Source organism: Pseudomonas sp. W22_MBD1_FP4 (assembly GCF_052113765.1).
In the GTDB taxonomy this organism is placed as follows: Bacteria; Pseudomonadota; Gammaproteobacteria; order Pseudomonadales; family Pseudomonadaceae; genus Aquipseudomonas; species Aquipseudomonas sivasensis.
This window is the reverse complement of sequence record NZ_JBGQOI010000014.1, coordinates 101,210-121,410: the sequence shown is the minus strand read 5'-3', so window position 1 is coordinate 121,410 and position 20,201 is coordinate 101,210. Positions and strand designations below refer to the sequence as shown.

Sequence of the window (20,201 nt, the reverse complement as noted above, 5' to 3'; positions counted from 1 at the left end):
TCAAACCTCTGCGGGCGTGGCGGCGCGATTGAGTTCGGCCAGCGACAGGTTGCGGTCGAACAGCGGCGCCAGGCTCTGATCATGGCTGACAAACAACAGGCTGGCGCCGGCGTCGCGGCATTCAGCGAACAGCAGCTGAAGGAAAGCTTCGCGGGCGTCGTAGTCCAGGGCTGAGGTGGGTTCGTCGGCGATAACCAATTCCGGTTGGCCGATCAGCGCGCGTGCGGCAGCCACCCGTTGTTGCTGGCCGATGGACAGCGAATCGGCGCGGCGCTCCAGCAGGTCTTTATCCTTCAAGCCCAAATGCGCGAGCAATGTAGCTGCGGCCTGGTCGACACTGCCGTGGCGCTGCTTTGCCCGCTGCGCACGCAGTTTGGAAAAGTGGCAAGGCAACTCAACGTTTTCGCGCACCGACAGGAACGGCAGCAGGTTGAACTGCTGGAAGACGTAGCCCGTATGGTCGACGCGGAAACGATCACGGGCGCCGGCCGAGAGTTCGGTCAGCTCCTGGCCGAGCAAGCGAATGCTACCTCGGCTGGGTTTCTGCACGCCGCCCAACAGACCAAGCAGCGTAGTTTTTCCGCTGCCGCTCGGGCCCTTGAGAAACAGGGTTTCACCCGCTTCCAGGCGGAAGACGGGGATGTCCAGCAACTGTGGGTGACCGGGCCAGTTGAAGCCCAGGTCAGACAGTTCGATCAGTGCTTGGGTCATGTGAACTCAGAACTTCAGGGTGACTGCTGTGGCGGTGGCATCAACACCTTGCTGGCCGCTCGGGCCGATCAGTTGTACCTGAATTTTCTGAGTGGCGGGGAAGGTCTTGAATACCTGGGTCAGGTCCAGATTGCTCAACGCAGTCGGCGTGGCGCAGGTGAATTGGTAGTGGGCGTGGATTTCGCTGTGGTCGTGATGATGTTCGTGGGCGCCGTCTTTGGCGTCGTGATCGTGGTCATCGTCGTCGTGGTCGGCTTCCGGCTTGTCACCGAACAGCGGGCTGTTGAGCTCCTGGGAGCTGATCACGCAACCGGCGGCCTTGGGCAGGTTGAACAGGGCCGATGGGTTTTCCAGCTGTTTGCGTGCAGCGGCGACTTTGGCCTTATCGGCAGCCGTGGTGGCGACGTGCTCAAAACCCACCAGATTCATTGCCGGGCTGTCCAGCTCAAGCTCCAGGGTCTGCCCGTCGAGTACGGCGTTGAGACGCCCGACGCCGTGCTCGTGCGCGCCGAGGCTGCCGTGTTCGTGGTCGTGATCATGGTCCTCAGCCGCATGGGCAATGGCCAGTGGCAGCAGGGCAAACGGCAAAGCGAGCAGCAGACGGCGCATGAGAGGGCTCCAGAACATGAAAGTTATGTTATGTGATCTTATAACAATAAGGCCGAGAGTTTGACCGTCTGCTTGGCGTTGCGCAAGCCGCATGGGAGCATGCCCGTCAGAAAAACTGCAGGAGTCAGGACGATGTTGCGAATTCGTGGAACCATCGGCGACCTGCCGGTGGACTTAACCCTGGAACTGGACGACGGCGATTGGGCAAAGTTGGGCGCGCAATTGCAGGCGACGCCGGCAGCCAGCGCCGCCGCGCCGGTAGCGCCGGTAGCGCCGGTCAAACACAATGATGACCTGTGGCAGAACGCCCAGGACTTGTTGCGCAACGCCGGACAACTCAGCGGCCTGGAGTTGCTTGATCGATTGGAAGGTTTGGCGGGGGATGCTGCGGCGGGCAAGCGACTATTGGTGCGCCTGCGCCACAGCGCTAAGGTCAAGGTGAGCAGCGGCGGGGATACGCCGCTGTACAGTTGGATCGGTGATTAGTACAGCGCGGCAAACAACTTGCGGCGGTACACGGTGACCAGCGGGTGGTCATTGCCCAGCAGTTCGAACACTTGCAACAGGGTCTTGTGCGGCAGGCCTTCGCTGTAGCCGCGGTTGCGGATAAACAACTTGAGCAAGCCTTCCAGCGCGGCGTCGTACTGCTGACGCGCCAGTTGCTGGATGCTCAACTGATACGCAGCTTCATCGTCCTGCGGGTTTTGCGCCAGACGGCTTTTCAAGTCGGCGGCGTCCGGCAGGTCGGCGGCTTGGCGCAGGAAAGTGATTTGCGCCTTGGCCCCGGCGAGCGCGGCTTTGTGGTCGTCGCTTTTCACTGCGTCGAGCACGGTTTGGGCTTCACCCAGCTCACCGCGTTCGGCCAGGCAGCGTGCGTACAGAATCAGCGCGGCGGCGTTGGTGTTGTCCTCGCCCAGCAGCGCGACGAGTACGGCTTCGGCGTCGCTGATGCGCCCTTCGGCAAACAACGTTTGTGCCTGTACCAATGGATCCGCCTCCTTCGGCGCGGGCATCTGCACATGCGGCGCCAACAGCGCTCGCACAGCCGACTCCGGCTGGGCTCCGGCGAACCCGTCTACCGGCTGGCCATCCTTGAACAGCACCACCGTCGGCAGGCTTTGAATACCAAAGCGCGCAACGATGTCTTGCTCGGCTTCGCAATCGACCTTCGCCAACAGCAACTCGCCCTGATAACTCTCGGCAATCTGCGCCAGCATCGGCATCAAGGCCTTGCAGGGCGCGCACCACTCGGCCCAGAAATCCACCAATACGGGTTTTTCGAAGGAGTTCTGAATCACGGCCTGGTCGAAGTTGGCGGCGGTGACGTCGAAGATGTACGGCGTGGGCTCACTCATGGGGCGTCTCGAATAAAGCGGGAATGGGGCAACTATAAGGGCTGGCGCCGCGAATGGTACAGGCTCACCTTGCGAAACTCCCAAGGCTCGGCCAAGTCCGGCAACGTCAGCGCATCGAGGATTTCCAGGCGCTGATAAGCCGGGTGTTGGAAGTCGCGCACCCGTGAGTCCGCCACCAGTGCTTCGCGGCCGCGGCTGAGGAAATGATCCAGCAGTGGCAGGTTGGCGCGATCGTAAAGCACATCGGCTACCAGGATCAGGTCGAAGCGATCGGCTTCGGCGAAGAAGTCCGGCGAATAGGTTAATTCCACGTTATTGAGCTCGGCATTGGCGCGGCAAGATGCCAACGCCAGCGGATCCAGGTCGCAGGCAACTACTTCCACCGCACCTGCCTTAACCGCCGCAATCGCGGCCACGCCGGAACCGGCGCCGAAGTCCAGCACGCGCTTGCCCGCGACCCACTCGGGGTTCGCCGTCAAATACCGCGCCAATGCCAGGCCGCTGGCCCAGCAAAAACTCCAGTAGGGCGGCTCATGCAGAATGCGCCGGGTTTCTTCGGGACTGAAGGCGCGGTCCATGTTGTCCGCATCCAACAGCCACAACGAGAGTTCGGTGCCCGGCAGCGGGCAGGGCACCAGTTGAGCGTCGCCGATCAGCTCGCTCAGGGCGCGCTGCAAGTCCAACGGTGGCGTCATGGTGCCTTGACGAGTTCCAGGGGGCCGGTGGTCTGGGTGATTGCCTGGGTGATGCGTACGGCGGGCAGGTGCAGGATCAACTGACCGGACTGGCTGGCGCGGCCACGCAGCTCAACCCGTGCACCGGCCGGGAAAGCCTCTGGGTTAAAACGCAGGCGGAAGGCCACGGGCTTGCCGTTGCCGGTCAGTACGCTGCTGGCGAGCAGTTGTTGCGGGCGCGAACGGTCGTCGATCACCAGCAGGGCCATCTCGACTTCGGCGCCGGCGGGGACGTTGGTCAGGCTGCCGTTGATTTCACGTTGGTAGGCGGGTAGGGGGCCCAGGTCTTCAATGCCAGGGACTTTTTTCTCCTGCGCAGGCACCGGTTGGGGCGCAGACGGCTTGGGGGCTTCGCTGCTGCAGGCGACCAGGACACTGAACAGGGTGAGCAAAACAAGTGGTCGTAACTGCATGTACGGCTCCAGAAAGGACAAAATCCGTGGCTTGAAATGTAAGAAACATAATAGCCCGCCTGTATACCGTAAAGGCTATGGCTTGTCTTGCCACAGGGATGCGCTACCATGGCCCTCCCTTTTTTTGTTGCCTGCCACCATGCACTGTCCCTTCTGCGGTGCCAACGACACCAAGGTCATTGACTCGCGTCTGGTCGCCGAGGGCGATCAAGTACGTCGCCGGCGCGAATGCCTGGCCTCTGGCTGCGGTGAACGTTTCACCACCTTCGAAACTGCCGAACTGGTATTGCCACGTCTGATCAAGTCCGACGGCAGCCGCCAGCCTTTCGACGAAGAAAAACTGCGCGCCGGTATGCAGCGCGCGCTGGAAAAACGCCCGGTGAGTGTCGAGCGGCTGGAGGCGGCGCTGGCGCATATCAAGCACAAGCTGCGAGCGACTGGCGAGCGCGAGGTCAAGAGCCTGGTGGTGGGAGAGTTGGTGATGGGCGAGCTGCAAAAGCTCGACGAAGTCGCCTATATCCGTTTCGCTTCGGTGTATCGACGCTTCCAGGACCTCAATGAGTTCCGCGAAGAGATCGACCGCCTGGCCCGTGAGCCGGTCAAACCATGATTCCTCCTTCTGCTGAACAAACTGTCCTCGACGCCCATTACATGGCCCGCGCCCTTGAACTGGCGCGCAACGGCCTGTACACCACCCACCCTAATCCGCGTGTTGGCTGCGTGATTGTGCGCGATGGGCAGGTTGTCGGCGAAGGCTGGCATGTGCGCACGGGCGAGCCCCATGCGGAAGTGCATGCCTTGCGGGCTGCCGGCGATAAGGCCCGAGGCGCCACGGCATACGTCACCCTCGAACCGTGCAGCCACTATGGTCACACCCCGCCGTGCGCCGATGCGCTGGTGAGCGCCGGGCTGGCGCGGGTGGTTGCGGCGATGCAGGACCCTAACCCGGAAGTTGCCGGGCGCGGTATGCAGCGCTTGGCCCAGGCCGGGATCGAGGTGCGCAGTGGCGTACTGGAAGGTGAGGCGCGGGCGCTCAACAAAGGCTTTCTCAAACGCATGGAACACGGGTTGCCGTTCGTGCGAATCAAAATGGCGATGAGTCTGGACGGTCGTACCGCGATGGCCAGCGGCGAAAGCCAATGGATCACCGGTCCCGCCGCCCGCGCCGCCGTGCAGCGCCTGCGCGCCGAGGCCAGCGTGGTGCTGACTGGCGCCGACACGGTGTTGGCCGACGGTGCGCGGCTTACCGTCCGCGCGGCCGAGCTGGGACTGGATGAAGAAACCACCGCCCTGGCCATGTCGCGCCCGCCGTTGCGTGTGTTGATCGACGGCCGCCTGCGGGTGCCGCTCAACGCACCCTTCTTTAAGGCGGGCCCGGCATTGGTCATCACCTGTGTCACCCCGGAAAACCAGTTCCCCCGAGGCCCCGAGTGTCTGGTGGTGCCAGGTGTAGAAGGCCAGGTCGACCTGCGCTCGGCGCTGGTGGCGCTGGCCGCCCGTGGCGTCAACGAAGTCTTGGTGGAAGCTGGCCCAAGCCTGGCAGGGGCGTTTGCCCAGCAAGGTCTGGTGGACGAATACGTGATTTTCGTCGCCGGCAAGTTCCTCGGCTCCGCTGCCCGGCCTTTGCTGGACTGGCCGCTTGAGAAACTGGCCGACGCCCCCCAACTCAAGATCACTGAAATGCGCGCTGTAGGCGACGACTGGCGAGTCACTGCCATCCCTGTGCCAGCAGCGAGCGTATAATTCTGACCGGGCGCTCAAGTGCCCGCCCCGTTTTCCAGGAGAAGGCCATGTTCACCGGCATTATCGAATCCATCGGCAGCATTCGCGCCATGACCCCCAAGGGCGGCGACGTGCGCCTGCTGGTTGAAACCGGCAAGCTCGACCTCGGCGACGTCAAGCTGGGCGACAGCATCGCCGTCAGCGGCGTGTGCCTGACCGTCATCGAACTGCCGGGCAACGGCTTTGCCGCCGACGTCAGCCGGGAAACCCTGGACTGCACCGCGATGAATGACCTCAAGGCCGGCAGCCCGGTCAACCTCGAAAAAGCCCTGACGCCCACCACCCGTCTCGGTGGTCACCTGGTCAGCGGCCACGTCGACGGTGTCGGCGAAGTCGTTGCCCGCAGCGAAAATGCCCGCGCCGTGGAATTCCGCATCCGCGCGCCCAAAGAGCTGGCCAAATACATTGCCCACAAAGGTTCGATCACTGTCGACGGCACCAGCCTGACCGTGAACGCCGTGAATGGCGCCGAATTTGAACTGACCATCATTCCCCACACCCTGAGCGAAACCATCATGGCGTCGTACCAGCCTGGTCGCCGGGTGAACCTGGAAGTCGACTTGCTTGCCCGTTACCTGGAGCGCCTGCTGATGTGCGATAAGGCCGCAGAGCCTGCAACTGGGAACATCACTGAGAGTTTTTTGGCCGCTAACGGCTACCTGAAATCCTGACCAAGGGGGTGCCGCGTGGCGCTCAATAACATCGAAGAACTGGTTGAAGACATCCGCCAAGGCAAGATGGTCATCCTGATGGATGACGAAGACCGCGAAAACGAAGGCGACATCATCATGGCCGCCGAGGCCTGCAAGCCTGAGCACATCAACTTCATGGCCAAGCACGCTCGCGGGCTGATCTGCATGCCCATGAGCCGCGAGCGCTGCGAGCTGCTCAAGCTGCCGCTGATGGCGCCGCGTAACGGCTCGGGTTTTGGTACCAAGTTCACCGTGTCGATTGAAGCGACCACAGGCGTGACCACCGGCATTTCCGCCGCTGACCGCGCCCGCACCGTTCAAGCCGCTGCCGCCAAAGACGCCAAGGCCGAAGACATCGTCAGCCCAGGCCACATCTTCCCGCTGATGGCTCAACCGGGTGGCACCCTGGCCCGTGCCGGCCACACAGAAGCAGCCTGCGACCTGGCGCGCATGGCCGGTTTCGAGCCGAGCGGTGTGATCTGCGAAGTGATGAACGACGACGGCACCATGGCTCGTCGCGCCGAACTCGAAGCATTTGCCGCCGAGCACAACATCAAGATAGGCACCATTGCCGACTTGATTCACTACCGGATGATCCACGAACGTACCGTTCAGCGGATTGCCGAGCAGCCACTGGACAGCGAATTGGGCCAATTCAATTTGGTGACCTACCGTGATTCAGTGGAGGGCGATGTGCACATGGCCCTGACCCTGGGCACCATCAGCGCAGACGAACCGACCCTGGTGCGTGTGCACAACATGGACCCGCTGCGCGACCTGTTGATGGTCAAGCAACCGGGCCGTTGGAGCCTGCGCGCCGCGATGGCTGCGGTGTCCGAGGCGGGCAGCGGTGTGGTGCTGCTGCTGGGTAACCCGGTGGACGGCGATGTATTGCTTGCCCATATCCGCGAAACCGCCGAGCAGACTCAGGTTAAAACACCGACCACCTACAGCATCGTCGGTGCCGGTTCGCAGATCCTGCGTGACCTCGGTGTGCGCAAAATGCGCCTCATGAGCGCACCGATGAAATTTAATGCGATATCCGGATTCGATCTGGAAGTTGTAGAATACGTGCCCTCCGAATAAAGGCTGGCGTCTATTGCCCCTTGTTCGCGGTTAAATCATCACTGAGGGACGCACTTTTCGCGTCCCGGCTCTTTAAGAGATTTGTCGAATGACCCTGAAGACCATCGAAGGTACCTTCATCGCCCCCAAAGGCCGCTATGCCCTGGTGGTTGGCCGCTTCAACAGCTTCGTGGTTGAAAGCCTGGTAAGCGGTGCCGTGGATGCCCTGGTTCGCCACGGTGTGAGCGAAAGCGATATCACGATTATCCGTGCCCCTGGCGCCTTCGAAATTCCACTGGTTGCGCAAAAAGTTGCTCAGCAGGGTGAATACGCAGCAATCATCGCCCTGGGCGCTGTGATTCGTGGCGGTACCCCGCACTTCGAATACGTGGCCGGCGAATGCACCAAGGGCCTGGCCCAGGTGTCCATGGAGTTCGGCGTGCCAGTCGCTTTCGGCGTACTGACCGTTGATTCCATCGAGCAAGCCATCGAGCGTTCCGGCACCAAGGCTGGCAACAAAGGCGCTGAAGCTGCTCTGTCCGCCCTGGAAATGGTCAGCCTGCTGTCGCAGTTGGAGGCCAAGTGATTTCCGACGAGAGCGATCGTTTCAACCCGCGCGACGAGCGTCCAGCGGACGCCGGCAAACCTTCGAAGAGCGAAAAGCGCCGTGCTGCCCGTCAGCTCGCCACCCAGGCGTTGTACCAGCGCCATATGGCCGGTACTTCGCTGAACGAAATCGAAGCGCAATTTCGCGTCGACAATGACTTCACCTTTGCCGACCAGAGCTATTTCCACGACATCCTGCACGGCGTTCCGGCCAACCTGACCGAGATCGACGCTGCACTGACGCCGTGCCTGGACCTGACCCTTGAAGAGCTGGACCCGGTTGAACTGGCAGTACTGCGCCTGTCCACCTGGGAGCTGCTCAAGCGCGTCGACGTGCCGTACCGCGTGGTGATCAACGAAGGTATCGAACTGGCGAAAGTCTACGGTTCGACCGACGGTCACAAGTTTGTCAACGGCGTGCTCGACAAGCTGGCTCCGCGCCTGCGTGAAGCCGAAGTGAAGGAACACAAGCGCTAAGTTGCGCTTGAGTTCTCGATGGGCGAGTTTGAGCTGATCCACAAGTACTTTGCCGCCGCGCCCTGTGCGCAGGGCGGCGAGGGCATTGCCTTGGGGATCGGCGACGACTGCGCCCTGCTGGCGCTCCCTGCCGGGGAGCAACTGGCAATCTCCACCGATACCTTAGTGGCCGGCGTGCACTTTGCCGACCCTTGCGATCCGTTCCTGCTCGGCCAGCGTTCGCTGGCGGTGGCGGTGAGCGATCTGGCTGCCATGGGCGCCAACCCCCTCGCGTTTACCCTTGCACTCACTACGCCCACCGTCGATGCCGACTGGTTGCAACGCTATGCCCAGGGTTTGAACGCCATGGCGCTAAGCTGCGGCGTGGGCTTGGTGGGCGGCGACACCACGCGGGGGCCGCTCAGTTTGACCCTGACGGTGTTCGGCCGTGTGCCAGCGGGCCAAGCGTTGACGCGCAGCGGTGCGCAGCCGGGGGACCTGCTGTGCGTGGGCGGTGAGTTGGGCAATGCCGCTGGCGCCTTGCCACTCGTGCTGGGCCAGCGCAACGCCGATGCGGCCATCGCTGATCCTCTGCTGGCCCATTACTGGTCACCGCAGCCGCAGTTGGCTTTAGGGCTGGCGCTGCGGGGCAAGGCGACGGCTGCGATGGATATCTCCGACGGGCTGTTGGCCGATTGCGGGCATATCGCCAAGGCGTCGGCCGTCAGCCTGTTGATCGAGCGTCAGAAGCTTCCGCTGTCCAGCGCCTTGCTGGCGTTTGTCGGTGATGACCAGGCGCGGGTGGCTGCATTGAGCGGTGGCGACGACTACGTGCTGGCCTTCACCTTGCCGTCCGTCGAGTTGGCACCGCTGCTGGCCGCGGGTTGGCCGGTGCACGTTATTGGCCGTGTCCAGGCGGGGCAGGGTGTGACGCTCCTCGACGCCAACGGGCAGGACATCACTCCGGCCATCCGGGGTTATCAGCACTTTCGCGAGACGCCCTGAGTCGGCGTGCTGCGCTACCCTCTACTACGTCATTACACAAGCAAGGCATTGCAGGAGGTCGTACCCATGGATGTGCGCCACTGGCTGCTGACACTGCTGTGTGTCATTCCGGCGTGGGTCCTGGCGCAGGATGAGTCTGTTGTACCAGGCAAGATCATGCTTGCCAGTGAGGCTTGGGACGACTACACCAATGCGGACGGCAGCGGTCTGGCCTGGGATGTGCTGCGGCAGGTCTTCGAGCCGGTCGGGATCACTCTGCACACCCGCATCGAGCCCTATACCCGCTCGGTGGGCCTGGCCCAGCGCGGTGAGGTAGATGGTTGGGTCGGCTCTTACCGTGACGAGGTCACGGGCGTCCTTTACCCGCACTGGAAGTTGGACTCCGACGCTATCTACGCCCTTGGGCTGGCAACCTCCCCGACTCCGAGCGTCGCAACGCTGGGTGAATACCGCCTGGCCTGGGTACGCGGCTATCGGTACGAGGCGTACTTGCCCAATGTGCGACGTTTCAACCAGATCCAGCGGCGCGATGGGATTTTACCGATGCTCCAGCATGGTCGGGCCGATTTCTACATCGATGCCCTCAGCGAAACGCAATACGTCCTCAAACAGGCGCGAGACCCTTCCACGTTCAGGCTTACCCACATCATCGACCTGCCGCTATACGTTGGCTTTGCCGATACCGAGCGCGGCCGTTCGTTACGCACCGTGTACGATCAGCGCATGGCCGTGCTGGTCAAAAGCGGCGTGCTGAAGCCGATCTTCCAGCGCTGGAACCTGCCGTATCCCTTCTAACTGCATAGAACCGAGATGAAGGCCAATCGAACCGATTGATCTTTATCAGCGATCATTCAGCTTAAGCGTGTGCAGGAACCTGCTGTTACAATGCCCGCCTCTGTAAAATCTGAAATCAGGAGCACACGGTGCCCGTCGTTTTCGTCGCCGCTTCCAAGCTGCCTACCCCTTTTGCCACGTTCACCATGAACGGCTTTCTCGAAGAAGCCACCGGGCGTGAGCACGTTGTGCTCAGCCTCGGCGATATCGCGGATGGCGCGCCAGTACTGGGTCGTGTGCATTCCGAGTGCCTGACCGGCGATGCGTTGTTCAGCCAGCGCTGTGACTGCGGCTCGCAACTGGAGGCGGCCATGCGCGCCATCGCCCGTGAAGGCCGTGGCGTGCTGCTGTATCTGCGCCAGGAAGGCCGCGGTATTGGCCTGCTGAACAAAATCCGCGCCTACGAGCTGCAAGACGGCGGCGCTGATACCGTTGAGGCCAACGAGCGCCTGGGCTTCGCTGCAGACCAGCGTGACTACGCGATCTGCCTGCCAATGCTTGAGCACCTGGGCGTGAAATCCCTGCGTCTGATGACCAACAACCCGCGCAAGGTCAAAGCCTTGACCGAGATGGGCATCACCGTGGCCGAGCGTGTGCCGCTGCATACCGGGCAAAACCCCCACAACAAGCTCTATCTGGCGACCAAAGCCAGCAAGCTCGACCATATGATGGGCAACGAGCATCAGGGCGAGGTCGACCGCGCGTGACCCGTGGCCAGGTAAAGCGGCGACTGTCCTTCAACTGGTGGCAGTACCTGGCCCTGGCGCTGCTTCCGTTGTTCGTGCTCAACCTGGTGTTTGGCCAGGTAGCGCTGCTGCCCGTGCTGGCGATGCCGTTCTTCATCGCTGGCGTGGCCTCGATGTTCCTAAGCCTGCGTTACTTCCACGGCTATAAACACGCGCTGATCGCCACCTCAAAAGCTCTCGATACTCCCGAAGAACCGGCTGCCTGGATCACCCTCGCGGCCCGCCGGCGCACGGCTTTGCTGGTGGCGGCGATTCCCGCGTGGGTGGGCGCGCTGGCGGTGTTCGTTGGCCTGGAAGCGGTGCCGCTGTTCCTGCTGGCGCTGTCGACGATGGTGCTGTTTTACCTCTACCGCATTCCCCGTCAACTCGGATGATGCGCCGCTGGCTGGCGCTTCTGCTGCTGACACTGAGTGCACAAGCCTTGGCCGCCGAGCGGGTGGTGAGCCTGGTGCCATCCCTGTCTGAAATCGTGGTCGAACTGGGTGCTGCCGATCTGCTGGTAGGCGTGCTTGATGGCGGCGAACGGCCGGCCGAGTTGGTGAAGGTGCCATCGGTGGGGCATTACGGCCAGTTAGACATGGAGCGCTTGCTCAGCCTCAATCCCGACCTGATTCTGCTGTGGCCCGGCAGTGTTGGCCCGGCCCAGCGCGAGCAGCTGCAACGCCTGAATATTCCGGTGTACGTCGCCGAACCCCATAGCCTCGAACAGTTGACCACCCAAGTCCAGGCCATAGCCGAGCAATTAGGCCGTGCCGACGCCGGCCGGCAATTGGCAGCGCAACTGCGCGAGCGCCTGGCCGGGTTGCGCCAGCGTTATCAACGTGTCGAACCGTTGCGGGTGTTCTATCAGGTGTGGAACCAGCCGCTGTACACCGTGGGCGGTGGCCAGATCATCAGCGACGCGCTGAGCGTGTGCGGTGCGCGCAACGTGTTTGACGACCTGAAGCTACCCGCACCGCAGGTCAGCATCGAGTCGGTGTTGCAACGTAATCCCGAGATGATTCTGGTGGGCGATCAGGCTCAGAAGGACGCCTGGAAGGCCTGGCCAAGCATGGCGGCGCGGGTACAGTTGGTTCCGGACAAAGGCCTGGAACGGCCCAGCGGGCAGATGCTGGAAGCGCTGGCGCGGCTGTGTCAGGTAATTGCCCCGAGCCGATGAAGCCAGTACCAGGCGACAATCAGATTTCAGGTGTCCAGGTCACACCAAACATCCACGCCCGGCCCTCTTCACGGTAATCCTGATTGTTCAGAAATGCCGGCTCGTTGTAGCTATAACGTGCCCGCGAATAGGATTTATCCAGCACGTTATCAACCTTCAGCGACAGCGCTACTTCTCGGCTAACCGCCCAACTGCTGCGCAACCCGAGCAATCCGTAGCCGCCCAGGCGCTGCGTGTTGTCTTCATTGTCGTAGCTATTGCTGATGGCCTGCCAACTGGCGCCCACGCCTACCTGATCGAATTGCCGATCCATATCCAGGCTCAATGTGCGGCGTGCACGACGGGCCAACGTGTGGCCGCTGTCCCGGTCGCGCGGGTCGATGATCGAAACACCCAGGTTGCCCTGCCAGCCGAACAGTTCCTGTTTCAGCGCCGCTTCAAAGCCATCAATGCGCGCCGATGCCACATTCTGGGGCTTGTCGGTACGGTCGAGGATGATCGCATTGCTCAGGTCGGTGCGGTACACCGAGGCTTCCAGGCGCGTGCTGTCACTCAGTTGGCTGCGCCATTGCAGTTCGTAGCTTTTCGAGGTTTCGGGTTGCAGGTTGGGGTTGCTGTATTGCGTTTGCGGGTAATACAGGTCGTTGAAGCTCGGCGCACGGAATCCTTCGCTGTAACTCAGTAACAGGTCATTGTCGGGATTGACCGGCACGGTGAGCGTACCGCTCCAGCTGTTCTGGCCGCCGAACTGCTGGTTCTCGTCGTGGCGCAAACCCAGCTCTGTGGAGAACCGTTCGCTGCGGAAGCGGTGCTGCACAAAGGCGGCGCGGTTCCAGCGGCTGTTTTCGGTGAAAGTGGTGGAACCGTGGAAGCGGTCTTCGTACCAGTCACCTCCCAAGATCAGGCTGTTCTGTTCATCCAGGGTCAGGTCGTTCTGCCAGTTAACGGAGTCGCGGTAGGTGTTGAATGCGCTGAAATAATCACTGAGGGTGTCGCGTTTGGTGTCACGGTTCTCGCTGTGGCCCAGTTCCGCGCGCGATTGCCAGCGCTCACTGAACGTGGCGTCGATATAACCGCTGGCGCTGCTCACGGCGTAGTCGGTGTAGGGTTTTTGCCCAACAGTCTGCTTGGTGACGATGTCGTAGCGGCCGAAGCTGTTGTCGTACTCCGACTTGCCACGGTTATCCAGCAGGTTGAAACCCACCTCCAGCGCATCGCTGAACGAATGGCTGAGGTTCAGGCTCACCGATTGGTTGCGATAGGCATCATGGTCGCCGTCGCTGGGGAAGGATTCGTGGGTCGAATTGATCCCGGCAGTTTCATCCAGGCTCGCCCCAAGGTTGAAGCGCGTATGTTCATCGCCACCCGAGAGACCGAGGCTGCGCTCCCAAGTGTTATTGCCGCCAAAACCCAGTTTCACGCGCGGTTGCAGGCCTTGCTCGGCGTTGCGCCGGGTAAACACTTGGATCACACCGCCGATGGCATCGCTGCCGTAGATCACCGAGCGCGAGCCGCGCAGGACTTCCACGCGCTCAATCTGGTCGATATTCAGGTATTGCAGGCCGCTGTCGCCGGACGTGGTGTTGGCGATGCGCTGGCCGTCCACCAGCACCAGGCTCTGGGCGGATTTAGTGCCGCGTAGGTAGATCCCCGGCAAACTGCCGCGCCCGCCGGTTCGCGCGACTTGCGCGCCGGGCACTCGGCTGAGCAGGTCAGTGAGGCTGGTGGGTTGCAGGCGATCGATGTCATCGCGGGTGAAGACGGAGTTGGCGGCGCTGCTGTCGTTGCGCGCCTGGACCTGACGGTTTGCGCTGATAACCACTTCGGGGAGCTTCAGGGCCTCGTCGCGGGTTTCGGCGAGCAATTCAGGGGAGGGCAGTAGCAGCAGGGTAAGGTACAGGCGATTCATAGACTGTTCACAGCTTTTGAAGGTGACACAAATCAAATGTGGGAGGGCGCTTGCCCCCGATGGCGGCTGTCAGTCAGCATAGTTGTTGACTGAACTGCCGCTATCGGGGGCAAGCCCCCTCCCACATGTTGATCCGGTTTCTACAGGTCCAGCAGCGCCATTCGTGCGCGCACCGAAGCCTCGATCCCTGCTTCGTCCAAGCCGCACTCCGCCAGCATCTGCGCTGGCTTGGCGTGCTCGACGTACACATCCGGCAAGCCCAGGTGCAGCACCGACTTGAGGATATTCTCCCGTGCCAGGAACTCACTGACTGCCGCGCCGGCGCCGCCCATGATGGCGTTCTCTTCAACGGTCACCAGCAACTCATGGCTACCGGCGATCTCGCGTACCAAGGCTTCATCCAGCGGTTTGACGAAGCGCATATCGACCACGGTCGCGTCGATCTTTTCGGCGACTTTCAGTGCTTCGGCCAATTGCACGCCGAACACCAGGAACGCGACCTGGCTGCCCTGGCGACGCACGATGCCTTTGCCGATCTCGATCGGCTCCAGATCTTTTTCGATCACTGCATTCGGGCCATTACCACGCGGGTAACGCACGGCGGCCGGGCCGTTATACAGGTGGCCAGTGCTGAGCATCTTGCGCAGTTCGTTCTCGTCGCTCGGCGTCATTACCAGCATGCCGGGGATGCAACGCAGGTACGACAGGTCGAAGCTGCCGGCGTGAGTTGGGCCGTCTTCGCCTACAAGACCCGCGCGGTCGATGGCGAACAGCACGTCAAGGTTCTGCACCGCCACATCGTGAATGAGCTGGTCATAACCGCGTTGCAGGAAAGTGGAGTAAATCGCTACTACTGGCTTGGCGCCTTCACAGGCCATGCCGGCGGCGAAAGTCACCGCGTGCTGCTCGGCAATCGCCACGTCGAAATAGCGCAGCGGGAAACGCTCGCTGAACGCCACCAGGTCGGAGCCTTCCTTCATCGCCGGGGTAATGCCCACCAGGCGCGAGTCGGCAGCGGCCATGTCGCACAACCATTCGCCAAACACACCGGAATACTTCGGCCCGCTAGCCTTTTTCGGCGCAGCGGCTGGGGCGTCCACAGGTTCCAGCTTGGTGATCGCGTGGTAACCAATCGGGTCGACTTCCGCCGGGGCGAAGCCTTTACCTTTCTTGGTGACGATATGCAGGAACTGCGGGCCTTTGAGGTCGCGCATGTTACGCAGCGTGGCGATCAGAGTGGGCAGGTCGTGGCCGTCGATAGGGCCGATGTAGTTCCAGCCCAGCTCTTCGAACAGGGTACCGGGGACAAGCATGCCCTTGGCATATTCTTCGGTGCGTCGGGCAATTTCCCACGCGCCGGGCAGACGCGAGAGCACCTTCTTGCTGCCTTCGCGCATGCTGGCGTAGGTACGGCTGGAGAGGATTTTTGCCAGGTAATTGGACAGGCCACCGACATTGCGAGAGATCGACATGTCGTTGTCATTGAGGATCACCAACATGTTGGCGTTCACTTCAGGCGCATGGTTCAGCGCTTCGAAGGCCATGCCGGCGGTCAACGCGCCATCACCGATCACCGCAATCGCCTTGCGATCACTGTTTTGCAGGCGGGCGGCAATCGCCATGCCCAGCGCTGCACTGATAGAGGTGCTGGAGTGACCGACGCCAAAGGTGTCGTACTCGCTCTCGGCGCGACGCGGGAAGGCGGCAACACCGTCCTTTTGGCGCAGGGTACTCATGCGCTCGCGTCGGCCGGTGAGGATTTTATGCGGATACGCCTGATGGCCCACGTCCCACACCAGCCGGTCGTCCGGGGTATCGAACACGTAATGCAACGCGATGGTCAGCTCGATGACGCCCAGGCCTGCACCAAAATGCCCACCGGTCTGACCGACCGTGTAGAGCAATTCCAGGCGCAGTTCATCGGCCAGGGTTTCCAGCTCGGCTTCACCCAGACGACGCAGGCCGTCCGGCGTGACAGCACGGTCGAGCAGGGGCGTGGACGGGCGCTTGCGGGGAATCTCTTGAAACGTCGTGGGCATCAGGCGAATCGTTATAGGTATAAGAAGAGGCGGCAGTTTACCTCAAGCATCGCAAACTGCCCACGCAGAGCGCCGAACTTGGCCGATATGCGGCTGCAATGGCCGCTGTTATCAGTGGCGGCGTTCGACGATATACCGCGCCAGGTCACGCAGTGGCGCGGCTGCCGCGTCGAAAGGTCGCAGGGCGTCCAGGGCCTGGTCGCGCAGTTCCAGGGCATATGCCTTGGCAGCGTCGAGACCAAGCAGCGCAGGATAAGTCGGTTTGTCCCGTGCGATATCGGCACCTTGGCGCTTGCCCAAGGTGGCCGTGTCACTTTCCACGTCGAGAATGTCGTCCTGCACTTGGAAAGCCAGGCCGATGGCGCGGGAATACGTCTGCAAGGCCGCCAACTGCGCAGCTTCGGCACGGCCACTGGCCAGGGCACCGAGGTGCACGGCAGCCTCGATGAGCGCGCCGGTCTTGTGGCGATGCATATGTTCCAGAGCTTTTTGATCCAGCTTGAGACTGACCGAACCCATGTCGATCGCCTGCCCACCGACCATACCGGCCGGGCCCGCAGCGTGGGCGAGGGCGGTGACCATGCGCAGGCGAGTCTCGGCGTTGACGCTGCTCAAGCCCGGGTCCAGCAATGCGCTGAACGCCAGGCTTTGCAGGCCGTCACCGGCCAGAATCGCATAGGCTTCATCAAAGGCTTTATGAGTGGTTGGCTGGCCGCGACGCAGATCGTCGTCGTCCATTGCCGGCAAATCGTCGTGTACCAGGGAATAAGCGTGGATCAGCTCCACCGCACACGCCGCGCCGTTGGCCTGCTCGGCAGGCGCACCGAGGGCTTCACACGCCGCATACGCCAGCAACGGGCGCACACGCTTGCCGCCATTCATCACGCTATAGCGCATGGCTGCATAGAGACGGTTCATTTCTGGGCTGGGCGCAACAAACAAGGGCTCCAGCGCCGCATTCACCCGGGCTTGGCTACTGGCCTGATACGCGTCGATCATTCCGGCTGTTCCGCATCGAAAGGTTCTTCGGCCAACTCCCCGTCACGCTCCAGCAACACCTGCACCTTCTGCTCCGCCTGCGCCAGCGCGCTCTGGCAGTCGCGAGTCAGGCCGATGCCTTGCTCAAACGCCGTCAGCGAGTCCTCCAGCGACAACTCGCCATTCTCCAGACGCTCGACCAAGGTTTGCAGGTCGGCGAGGGATTGTTCGAAATCGAGTGCAACTTTTTTGCGGGCCATGGCGGCTATTCCGGTAGACGGTAAACCGGCGGGACACTAGCAGACATGGGGGAGTGGGGCAAATGAGTGGTGGGAGTTACGAGGTGGTAAATCGCACCGTCGATTGAACACAGGTGGTCCCGCAACACGCGGGATGGGGAGGTTGCCGGCAGTTGCAAAACAGTTGCCAAGCCTCGAGCAAGTTGAGCGTGAACTGGCGGGTTACGCTCATGTGAACACCGAAAGCCTGCTTTTCAAGGCAGGCTTATCGGGAATTTCGGCTGACTTATTTCTGATGGGCTGTCAGCGCCGCATAACCATTCATCAGGTTGCGATAGTTGGGAATACGCTGGGACAACAGATTGCCCAGGCCTTCGATATCGTTGCGCCAGTCGCGATGCAGCTCACACGCCACCGAGAACCAGTTCATCAACTGTGCACCGGCTTGCGTCATCCGGCTCCATGCCGCTTGTTGCACGGTGGTATTGAACGTGCCGGACGCATCGGTCACCACAAACACCTCAAACCCTTCTGCCAGCGCCGACAAGGTCGGGAATGCTACGCACACATCCGTCACTACGCCGGCAATGATGATCTGCTTACGGCCGGTAGCCTTGATCGCCTTGACGAAGTCTTCGTTGTCCCACGCATTGATCTGGCCAGGACGAGCGATGTACGGCGCGTCCGGGAACATCTCCTTCAGCTCAGGCACCAGAGGGCCGTTGGGGCCTTGCTCAAAGCTGGTGGTGAGGATGGTCGGCAGGTTGAAAAATTTGGCCAGGTCGGCCAGTGCCAGCACGTTGTTCTTGAACTCGTTGGGCGAGAAGTCTTGCACCAAGGAAATCAAGCCGGTCTGGTGGTCGACCAGCAGGACTACGGCGTCGTCTTTGTTCAAGCGGTTGTAGGTCGGAGTGCTCATGGTTGAATCCTTTTTTGTTTAAGTGGGTTTGGCGTTGCGTTCAACATGGGCACAGATTAATGGGTCGTGATTGGAGGATAAATCGGGCGAGGGGAGTCTTACTGTCAACTAAAAAGGGACAAAGGATGGAGGCTGGGCATGGCGTTGGGAGCGAGCGGAGGCAAAGAGGATGGGTGCACGTTGGCTTGATTTGCAGGGGGGGAGATTATTAGAGGCATTAAAAAGCCGGCTTGTGGCCGGCTTCTCGGGGACTGCCTCAGCTTGTTTTTGACAAACCTCACCAGCCTTCAAATCGCTCAGCCCACATTGCGTCGGGCTGAATAGTAGGGGCATCCGCGGGAACTCCTCCGCTTCGCCGAGCAGGGTGGTTAGCCTTAAGCCACCCCCTGCCAAATGTGCGGCGCATGATACCCACATTCACCTTAAATGCCCACCTCCGGTTCCGATTTAGAGCCTTCCCAGCCTAATAGGTGCTCATCCAGCGGAACGGGCGGGCGGCGGTTGTTGAGGGTGGACCACCAGAATATCCAGCCGACGATTTTGAAGTTCTGCTCGAAGCGTTCTTCATGGTTGAGGTATTCGTCCGGGTGTTCGCTGGCGTTGTGGCTTCGCATGCGCAACCCTCCCCCTGGACGGTTGTAGAGATATTTGATGCGCAGCATGCCGTCGTGTTCGACGGCGTAGATTTCGCCATCAATGATTTGGGTGCGGCCTTTGTCGATGGCGAGGGTGGCGCCCTGTTGGATGATGTCGATCATGCTGTTGTCGACCATGTAGGCGCCTACCGCGCGGTCAGGGTTGACGGTAAGGGTTTCGAGGGTATGCAGGGAGACGCGTATGCGCTCGGTTGAGGTGAATGTGGGGTGGAGGGGAATCTCCACATCGAGTGGTTCCGGAGGGCAGGTTGGGCCTGTGAGGTATTTTCCGCCTCCTTCTCGGGTGCTGGGCAGTCCTTTCCGGGCGTCTGGGCCTTCCAGCAGGAAGTTGGCCGGTGGGTGTTTGGGGCCTTCGCCGGTGCGCAGCCAACGGCTGGAGACGCAGAGAAGTTCTGCAAACTCGTTGAGTCGGCCCATGGGTACACCGCGTTTGAACCAGTTGTTCACGTGTTGAGGCGTGACACCACGGTTTTTGGCGAAGTCGGATGCGGAAAGATGAACTTCCTGCAATAGCACTTTTAAACGATCACCTGATGTATTCATAAACGCAGAGTTTACTGGCCAAGAAAACCAATCAAATAAACCATGCGTTGAATTGCGCCTGTAGGTTTTTGCTTAGTTGTGGCTTGATCTTTCAGTTGTATCGCTTAGTTGAACGGCATGTACTAATTTTTGAACTTGTTGTTTAGTTTTCCCACAAAAAAGCCCCGAATAATCGGGGCTTTTTAATTGCCGGGGCAATGAAGAGCGGGTATCAGCCTTTGTAGGCTGCAACCGACTTCATGATCTCGGCGCGGGCGGCGTCTGCGTTGCCCCAACCGTCGATCTTCACCCACTTGCCTTTTTCGAGGTCTTTGTAGTTCTCGAAGAAGTGCTTGATCTGTTCCAGCAGCAGTGGTGGCAGGTCGGTGTATTCCTTCACGTCCACATACAGCTGGGACAGCTTGTCGTGTGGGACTGCGATAACTTTGGCATCGCCGCCGCCGTCGTCGGTCATGTTCAGGATGCCGACCGGACGTGCGCGGATGACCGAACCAGGGGTGACCGGGTAAGGCGTTACGACCAGCACGTCGAGGGGATCACCGTCGTCAGCCAGGGTGTTCGGGATGAAACCGTAGTTGGCCGGATAGAACATTGGGGTGGCCATGAAACGGTCAACGAACAGGCAGTCGCTGTCTTTGTCGATTTCGTATTTGATCGGCGCGTGGTTGGCCGGAATCTCGATGGCGACGTAGATGTCGTTCGGCAGGTCTTTGCCAGCCGGAATCTTGCTGTAGCTCATTGGGCGTTGCCC

24 protein-coding genes are annotated in these 20,201 nt (G+C 61.1%); 12 read left to right on the top strand and 12 right to left on the bottom strand.

Translation table 11 applies throughout. The annotated features are described in order from the left end of the window. Complete coding sequence (locus ACEN2T_RS18860; RefSeq protein WP_442117306.1) at positions 1-711, bottom strand: ABC transporter ATP-binding protein; 711 nt, start codon at positions 709-711, stop codon at positions 1-3. A gap of 6 nt (positions 712-717) precedes the next feature. After that, positions 718-1,320, bottom strand: a complete 603-nt coding sequence (locus ACEN2T_RS18855) for a DUF2796 domain-containing protein (RefSeq protein WP_442117305.1) — start codon at positions 1,318-1,320, stop codon at positions 718-720. 132 nt (positions 1,321-1,452) lie between these two features. Between ACEN2T_RS18855 and ACEN2T_RS18850 the strand changes: the two genes are divergently transcribed. After that, positions 1,453-1,806 (top strand): hypothetical protein, encoded by a 354-nt coding sequence (locus tag ACEN2T_RS18850; protein WP_442117304.1) that lies wholly within the window; start codon positions 1,453-1,455, stop codon positions 1,804-1,806. On the opposite strand, the gene trxA is transcribed toward ACEN2T_RS18850, so the two are convergent. Genes trxA through ACEN2T_RS18835 form a run of 3 tightly spaced genes read right to left on the bottom strand, consistent with a single transcriptional unit; the run spans position 1,803 to position 3,822 of the window. Continuing rightward, complete coding sequence (gene trxA, locus ACEN2T_RS18845) at positions 1,803-2,675, bottom strand: thioredoxin (protein ID WP_442117303.1); 873 nt, start codon at positions 2,673-2,675, stop codon at positions 1,803-1,805. The genes ACEN2T_RS18850 and trxA overlap by 4 nt on opposite strands. A 32-nt stretch (positions 2,676-2,707) precedes the next feature. Continuing rightward, positions 2,708-3,370: a class I SAM-dependent methyltransferase gene (locus ACEN2T_RS18840; RefSeq protein WP_181643750.1), complete on the bottom strand. Its 663-nt coding sequence runs from the start codon at positions 3,368-3,370 to the stop codon at positions 2,708-2,710. After that, positions 3,367-3,822 (bottom strand): YbaY family lipoprotein, encoded by a 456-nt coding sequence (locus ACEN2T_RS18835; protein ID WP_032884559.1) that lies wholly within the window; start codon positions 3,820-3,822, stop codon positions 3,367-3,369. The genes ACEN2T_RS18840 and ACEN2T_RS18835 overlap by 4 nt, the downstream gene beginning before the upstream one ends. 139 nt (positions 3,823-3,961) lie before the next feature. On the opposite strand from ACEN2T_RS18835, the gene nrdR reads away from it, so the two are divergent. From nrdR to ACEN2T_RS18780, 11 genes are all read left to right on the top strand, one after another. Next, positions 3,962-4,432, top strand: coding sequence for a transcriptional regulator NrdR (gene nrdR / locus ACEN2T_RS18830; RefSeq protein WP_163033267.1), 471 nt, complete (start codon positions 3,962-3,964; stop codon positions 4,430-4,432). Continuing rightward, a complete protein-coding gene (ribD, locus tag ACEN2T_RS18825; protein ID WP_032884561.1) occupies positions 4,429-5,565 on the top strand; it encodes a bifunctional diaminohydroxyphosphoribosylaminopyrimidine deaminase/5-amino-6-(5-phosphoribosylamino)uracil reductase RibD in 1,137 nt (378 codons plus the stop codon). Before nrdR ends, ribD begins: the two co-directional genes overlap by 4 nt. Positions 5,566-5,612: 47 nt before the next feature. Beyond that, the gene (locus tag ACEN2T_RS18820) at positions 5,613-6,275 is read left to right on the top strand and encodes a riboflavin synthase (RefSeq protein ID WP_442117302.1); all 663 of its coding nucleotides are present in this window, start codon (positions 5,613-5,615) and stop codon (positions 6,273-6,275) included. A 15-nt stretch (positions 6,276-6,290) separates the two neighbouring features. Next, complete coding sequence (gene ribBA, locus ACEN2T_RS18815; RefSeq protein ID WP_032884563.1) at positions 6,291-7,382, top strand: bifunctional 3,4-dihydroxy-2-butanone-4-phosphate synthase/GTP cyclohydrolase II; 1,092 nt, start codon at positions 6,291-6,293, stop codon at positions 7,380-7,382. Positions 7,383-7,470: 88 nt separating this feature from the next. Then, complete coding sequence (gene ribH, locus ACEN2T_RS18810; RefSeq protein WP_003176356.1) at positions 7,471-7,947, top strand: 6,7-dimethyl-8-ribityllumazine synthase; 477 nt, start codon at positions 7,471-7,473, stop codon at positions 7,945-7,947. Continuing rightward, positions 7,944-8,444, top strand: coding sequence for a transcription antitermination factor NusB (nusB, locus tag ACEN2T_RS18805; protein ID WP_032884564.1), 501 nt, complete (start codon positions 7,944-7,946; stop codon positions 8,442-8,444). Before ribH ends, nusB begins: the two co-directional genes overlap by 4 nt. 18 nt (positions 8,445-8,462) lie before the next feature. After that, the gene (thiL, locus tag ACEN2T_RS18800) at positions 8,463-9,428 is read left to right on the top strand and encodes a thiamine-phosphate kinase (protein ID WP_032884565.1); all 966 of its coding nucleotides are present in this window, start codon (positions 8,463-8,465) and stop codon (positions 9,426-9,428) included. A 66-nt stretch (positions 9,429-9,494) separates the two neighbouring features. Next, entirely contained in the window at positions 9,495-10,223 is a 729-nt protein-coding gene (locus ACEN2T_RS18795; protein WP_181643749.1) for a substrate-binding periplasmic protein, read from the top strand. Positions 10,224-10,351: 128 nt separating this feature from the next. Beyond that, positions 10,352-10,969 carry a GTP cyclohydrolase II gene (gene ribA, locus ACEN2T_RS18790; RefSeq protein ID WP_032884567.1) on the top strand — a complete coding sequence of 206 codons (618 nt, stop codon included), beginning with the start codon at positions 10,352-10,354 and terminating at the stop codon, positions 10,967-10,969. After that, a complete protein-coding gene (locus ACEN2T_RS18785; RefSeq protein ID WP_095186193.1) occupies positions 10,966-11,382 on the top strand; it encodes a nuclear FMR1 interacting 1 family protein in 417 nt (138 codons plus the stop codon). Before ribA ends, ACEN2T_RS18785 begins: the two co-directional genes overlap by 4 nt. Next, on the top strand, positions 11,379-12,167 hold the full coding sequence (locus ACEN2T_RS18780; RefSeq protein WP_442117301.1) for a cobalamin-binding protein: 789 nt from the start codon (positions 11,379-11,381) through the stop codon (positions 12,165-12,167). The genes ACEN2T_RS18785 and ACEN2T_RS18780 overlap by 4 nt, the downstream gene beginning before the upstream one ends. A 19-nt stretch (positions 12,168-12,186) precedes the next feature. Here ACEN2T_RS18780 and ACEN2T_RS18775 read toward each other — a convergent pair whose 3' ends face one another. From ACEN2T_RS18775 to ppa, 7 genes are all read right to left on the bottom strand, one after another. Beyond that, positions 12,187-14,076 carry a TonB-dependent receptor domain-containing protein gene (locus ACEN2T_RS18775; protein WP_442117300.1) on the bottom strand — a complete coding sequence of 630 codons (1,890 nt, stop codon included), beginning with the start codon at positions 14,074-14,076 and terminating at the stop codon, positions 12,187-12,189. A gap of 140 nt (positions 14,077-14,216) precedes the next feature. Next, positions 14,217-16,115, bottom strand: a complete 1,899-nt coding sequence (gene dxs, locus ACEN2T_RS18770) for a 1-deoxy-D-xylulose-5-phosphate synthase (RefSeq protein WP_095186196.1) — start codon at positions 16,113-16,115, stop codon at positions 14,217-14,219. A gap of 111 nt (positions 16,116-16,226) precedes the next feature. After that, entirely contained in the window at positions 16,227-17,114 is an 888-nt protein-coding gene (gene ispA, locus ACEN2T_RS18765) for a (2E,6E)-farnesyl diphosphate synthase (protein ID WP_032884572.1), read from the bottom strand. Continuing rightward, the gene (locus ACEN2T_RS18760; protein WP_003176346.1) at positions 17,111-17,353 is read right to left on the bottom strand and encodes an exodeoxyribonuclease VII small subunit; all 243 of its coding nucleotides are present in this window, start codon (positions 17,351-17,353) and stop codon (positions 17,111-17,113) included. Before ACEN2T_RS18760 ends, ispA begins: the two co-directional genes overlap by 4 nt. Before the next feature lie 265 nt (positions 17,354-17,618). After that, complete coding sequence (gene ycaC / locus ACEN2T_RS18755; protein WP_027605204.1) at positions 17,619-18,251, bottom strand: isochorismate family cysteine hydrolase YcaC; 633 nt, start codon at positions 18,249-18,251, stop codon at positions 17,619-17,621. A gap of 422 nt (positions 18,252-18,673) precedes the next feature. Beyond that, positions 18,674-19,450, bottom strand: coding sequence for a LexA family transcriptional regulator (locus ACEN2T_RS18750; RefSeq protein ID WP_095186197.1), 777 nt, complete (start codon positions 19,448-19,450; stop codon positions 18,674-18,676). Positions 19,451-19,661: 211 nt separating this feature from the next. Beyond that, the gene (ppa, locus tag ACEN2T_RS18745) at positions 19,662-20,189 is read right to left on the bottom strand and encodes an inorganic diphosphatase (protein ID WP_003176323.1); all 528 of its coding nucleotides are present in this window, start codon (positions 20,187-20,189) and stop codon (positions 19,662-19,664) included. Positions 20,190-20,201 lie beyond the last annotated feature (12 nt).

Excerpts from the sequence above, each read along its gene's own strand:
- ACEN2T_RS18760 (WP_003176346.1), bottom strand. The coding sequence starts at position 17,353 with ATGGCCCGCAAAAAAGTTGCACTCGATTTCGAACAATCCCTCGCCGAC.
- ACEN2T_RS18850 (WP_442117304.1), top strand. The coding sequence starts at position 1,453 with ATGTTGCGAATTCGTGGAACCATCGGCGACCTGCCGGTGGACTTAACC.
- ACEN2T_RS18795 (WP_181643749.1), top strand. The coding sequence starts at position 9,495 with ATGGATGTGCGCCACTGGCTGCTGACACTGCTGTGTGTCATTCCGGCG.
- ACEN2T_RS18775 (WP_442117300.1), bottom strand. The coding sequence starts at position 14,076 with ATGAATCGCCTGTACCTTACCCTGCTGCTACTGCCCTCCCCTGAATTG.
- ACEN2T_RS18820 (WP_442117302.1), top strand. The coding sequence starts at position 5,613 with ATGTTCACCGGCATTATCGAATCCATCGGCAGCATTCGCGCCATGACC.
- ribH (WP_003176356.1), top strand. The coding sequence starts at position 7,471 with ATGACCCTGAAGACCATCGAAGGTACCTTCATCGCCCCCAAAGGCCGC.
- ppa (WP_003176323.1), bottom strand. The coding sequence starts at position 20,189 with ATGAGCTACAGCAAGATTCCGGCTGGCAAAGACCTGCCGAACGACATC.
- ACEN2T_RS18860 (WP_442117306.1), bottom strand. The coding sequence starts at position 711 with ATGACCCAAGCACTGATCGAACTGTCTGACCTGGGCTTCAACTGGCCC.
- ACEN2T_RS18835 (WP_032884559.1), bottom strand. The coding sequence starts at position 3,822 with ATGCAGTTACGACCACTTGTTTTGCTCACCCTGTTCAGTGTCCTGGTC.
- ispA (WP_032884572.1), bottom strand. The coding sequence starts at position 17,114 with ATGATCGACGCGTATCAGGCCAGTAGCCAAGCCCGGGTGAATGCGGCG.
- ribD (WP_032884561.1), top strand. The coding sequence starts at position 4,429 with ATGATTCCTCCTTCTGCTGAACAAACTGTCCTCGACGCCCATTACATG.
- dxs (WP_095186196.1), bottom strand. The coding sequence starts at position 16,115 with ATGCCCACGACGTTTCAAGAGATTCCCCGCAAGCGCCCGTCCACGCCC.
- ycaC (WP_027605204.1), bottom strand. The coding sequence starts at position 18,251 with ATGAGCACTCCGACCTACAACCGCTTGAACAAAGACGACGCCGTAGTC.
- ACEN2T_RS18750 (WP_095186197.1), bottom strand. The coding sequence starts at position 19,450 with ATGAATACATCAGGTGATCGTTTAAAAGTGCTATTGCAGGAAGTTCAT.
- nrdR (WP_163033267.1), top strand. The coding sequence starts at position 3,962 with ATGCACTGTCCCTTCTGCGGTGCCAACGACACCAAGGTCATTGACTCG.
- thiL (WP_032884565.1), top strand. The coding sequence starts at position 8,463 with ATGGGCGAGTTTGAGCTGATCCACAAGTACTTTGCCGCCGCGCCCTGT.
- ACEN2T_RS18855 (WP_442117305.1), bottom strand. The coding sequence starts at position 1,320 with ATGCGCCGTCTGCTGCTCGCTTTGCCGTTTGCCCTGCTGCCACTGGCC.
- trxA (WP_442117303.1), bottom strand. The coding sequence starts at position 2,675 with ATGAGTGAGCCCACGCCGTACATCTTCGACGTCACCGCCGCCAACTTC.
- ACEN2T_RS18780 (WP_442117301.1), top strand. The coding sequence starts at position 11,379 with ATGATGCGCCGCTGGCTGGCGCTTCTGCTGCTGACACTGAGTGCACAA.
- ACEN2T_RS18840 (WP_181643750.1), bottom strand. The coding sequence starts at position 3,370 with ATGACGCCACCGTTGGACTTGCAGCGCGCCCTGAGCGAGCTGATCGGC.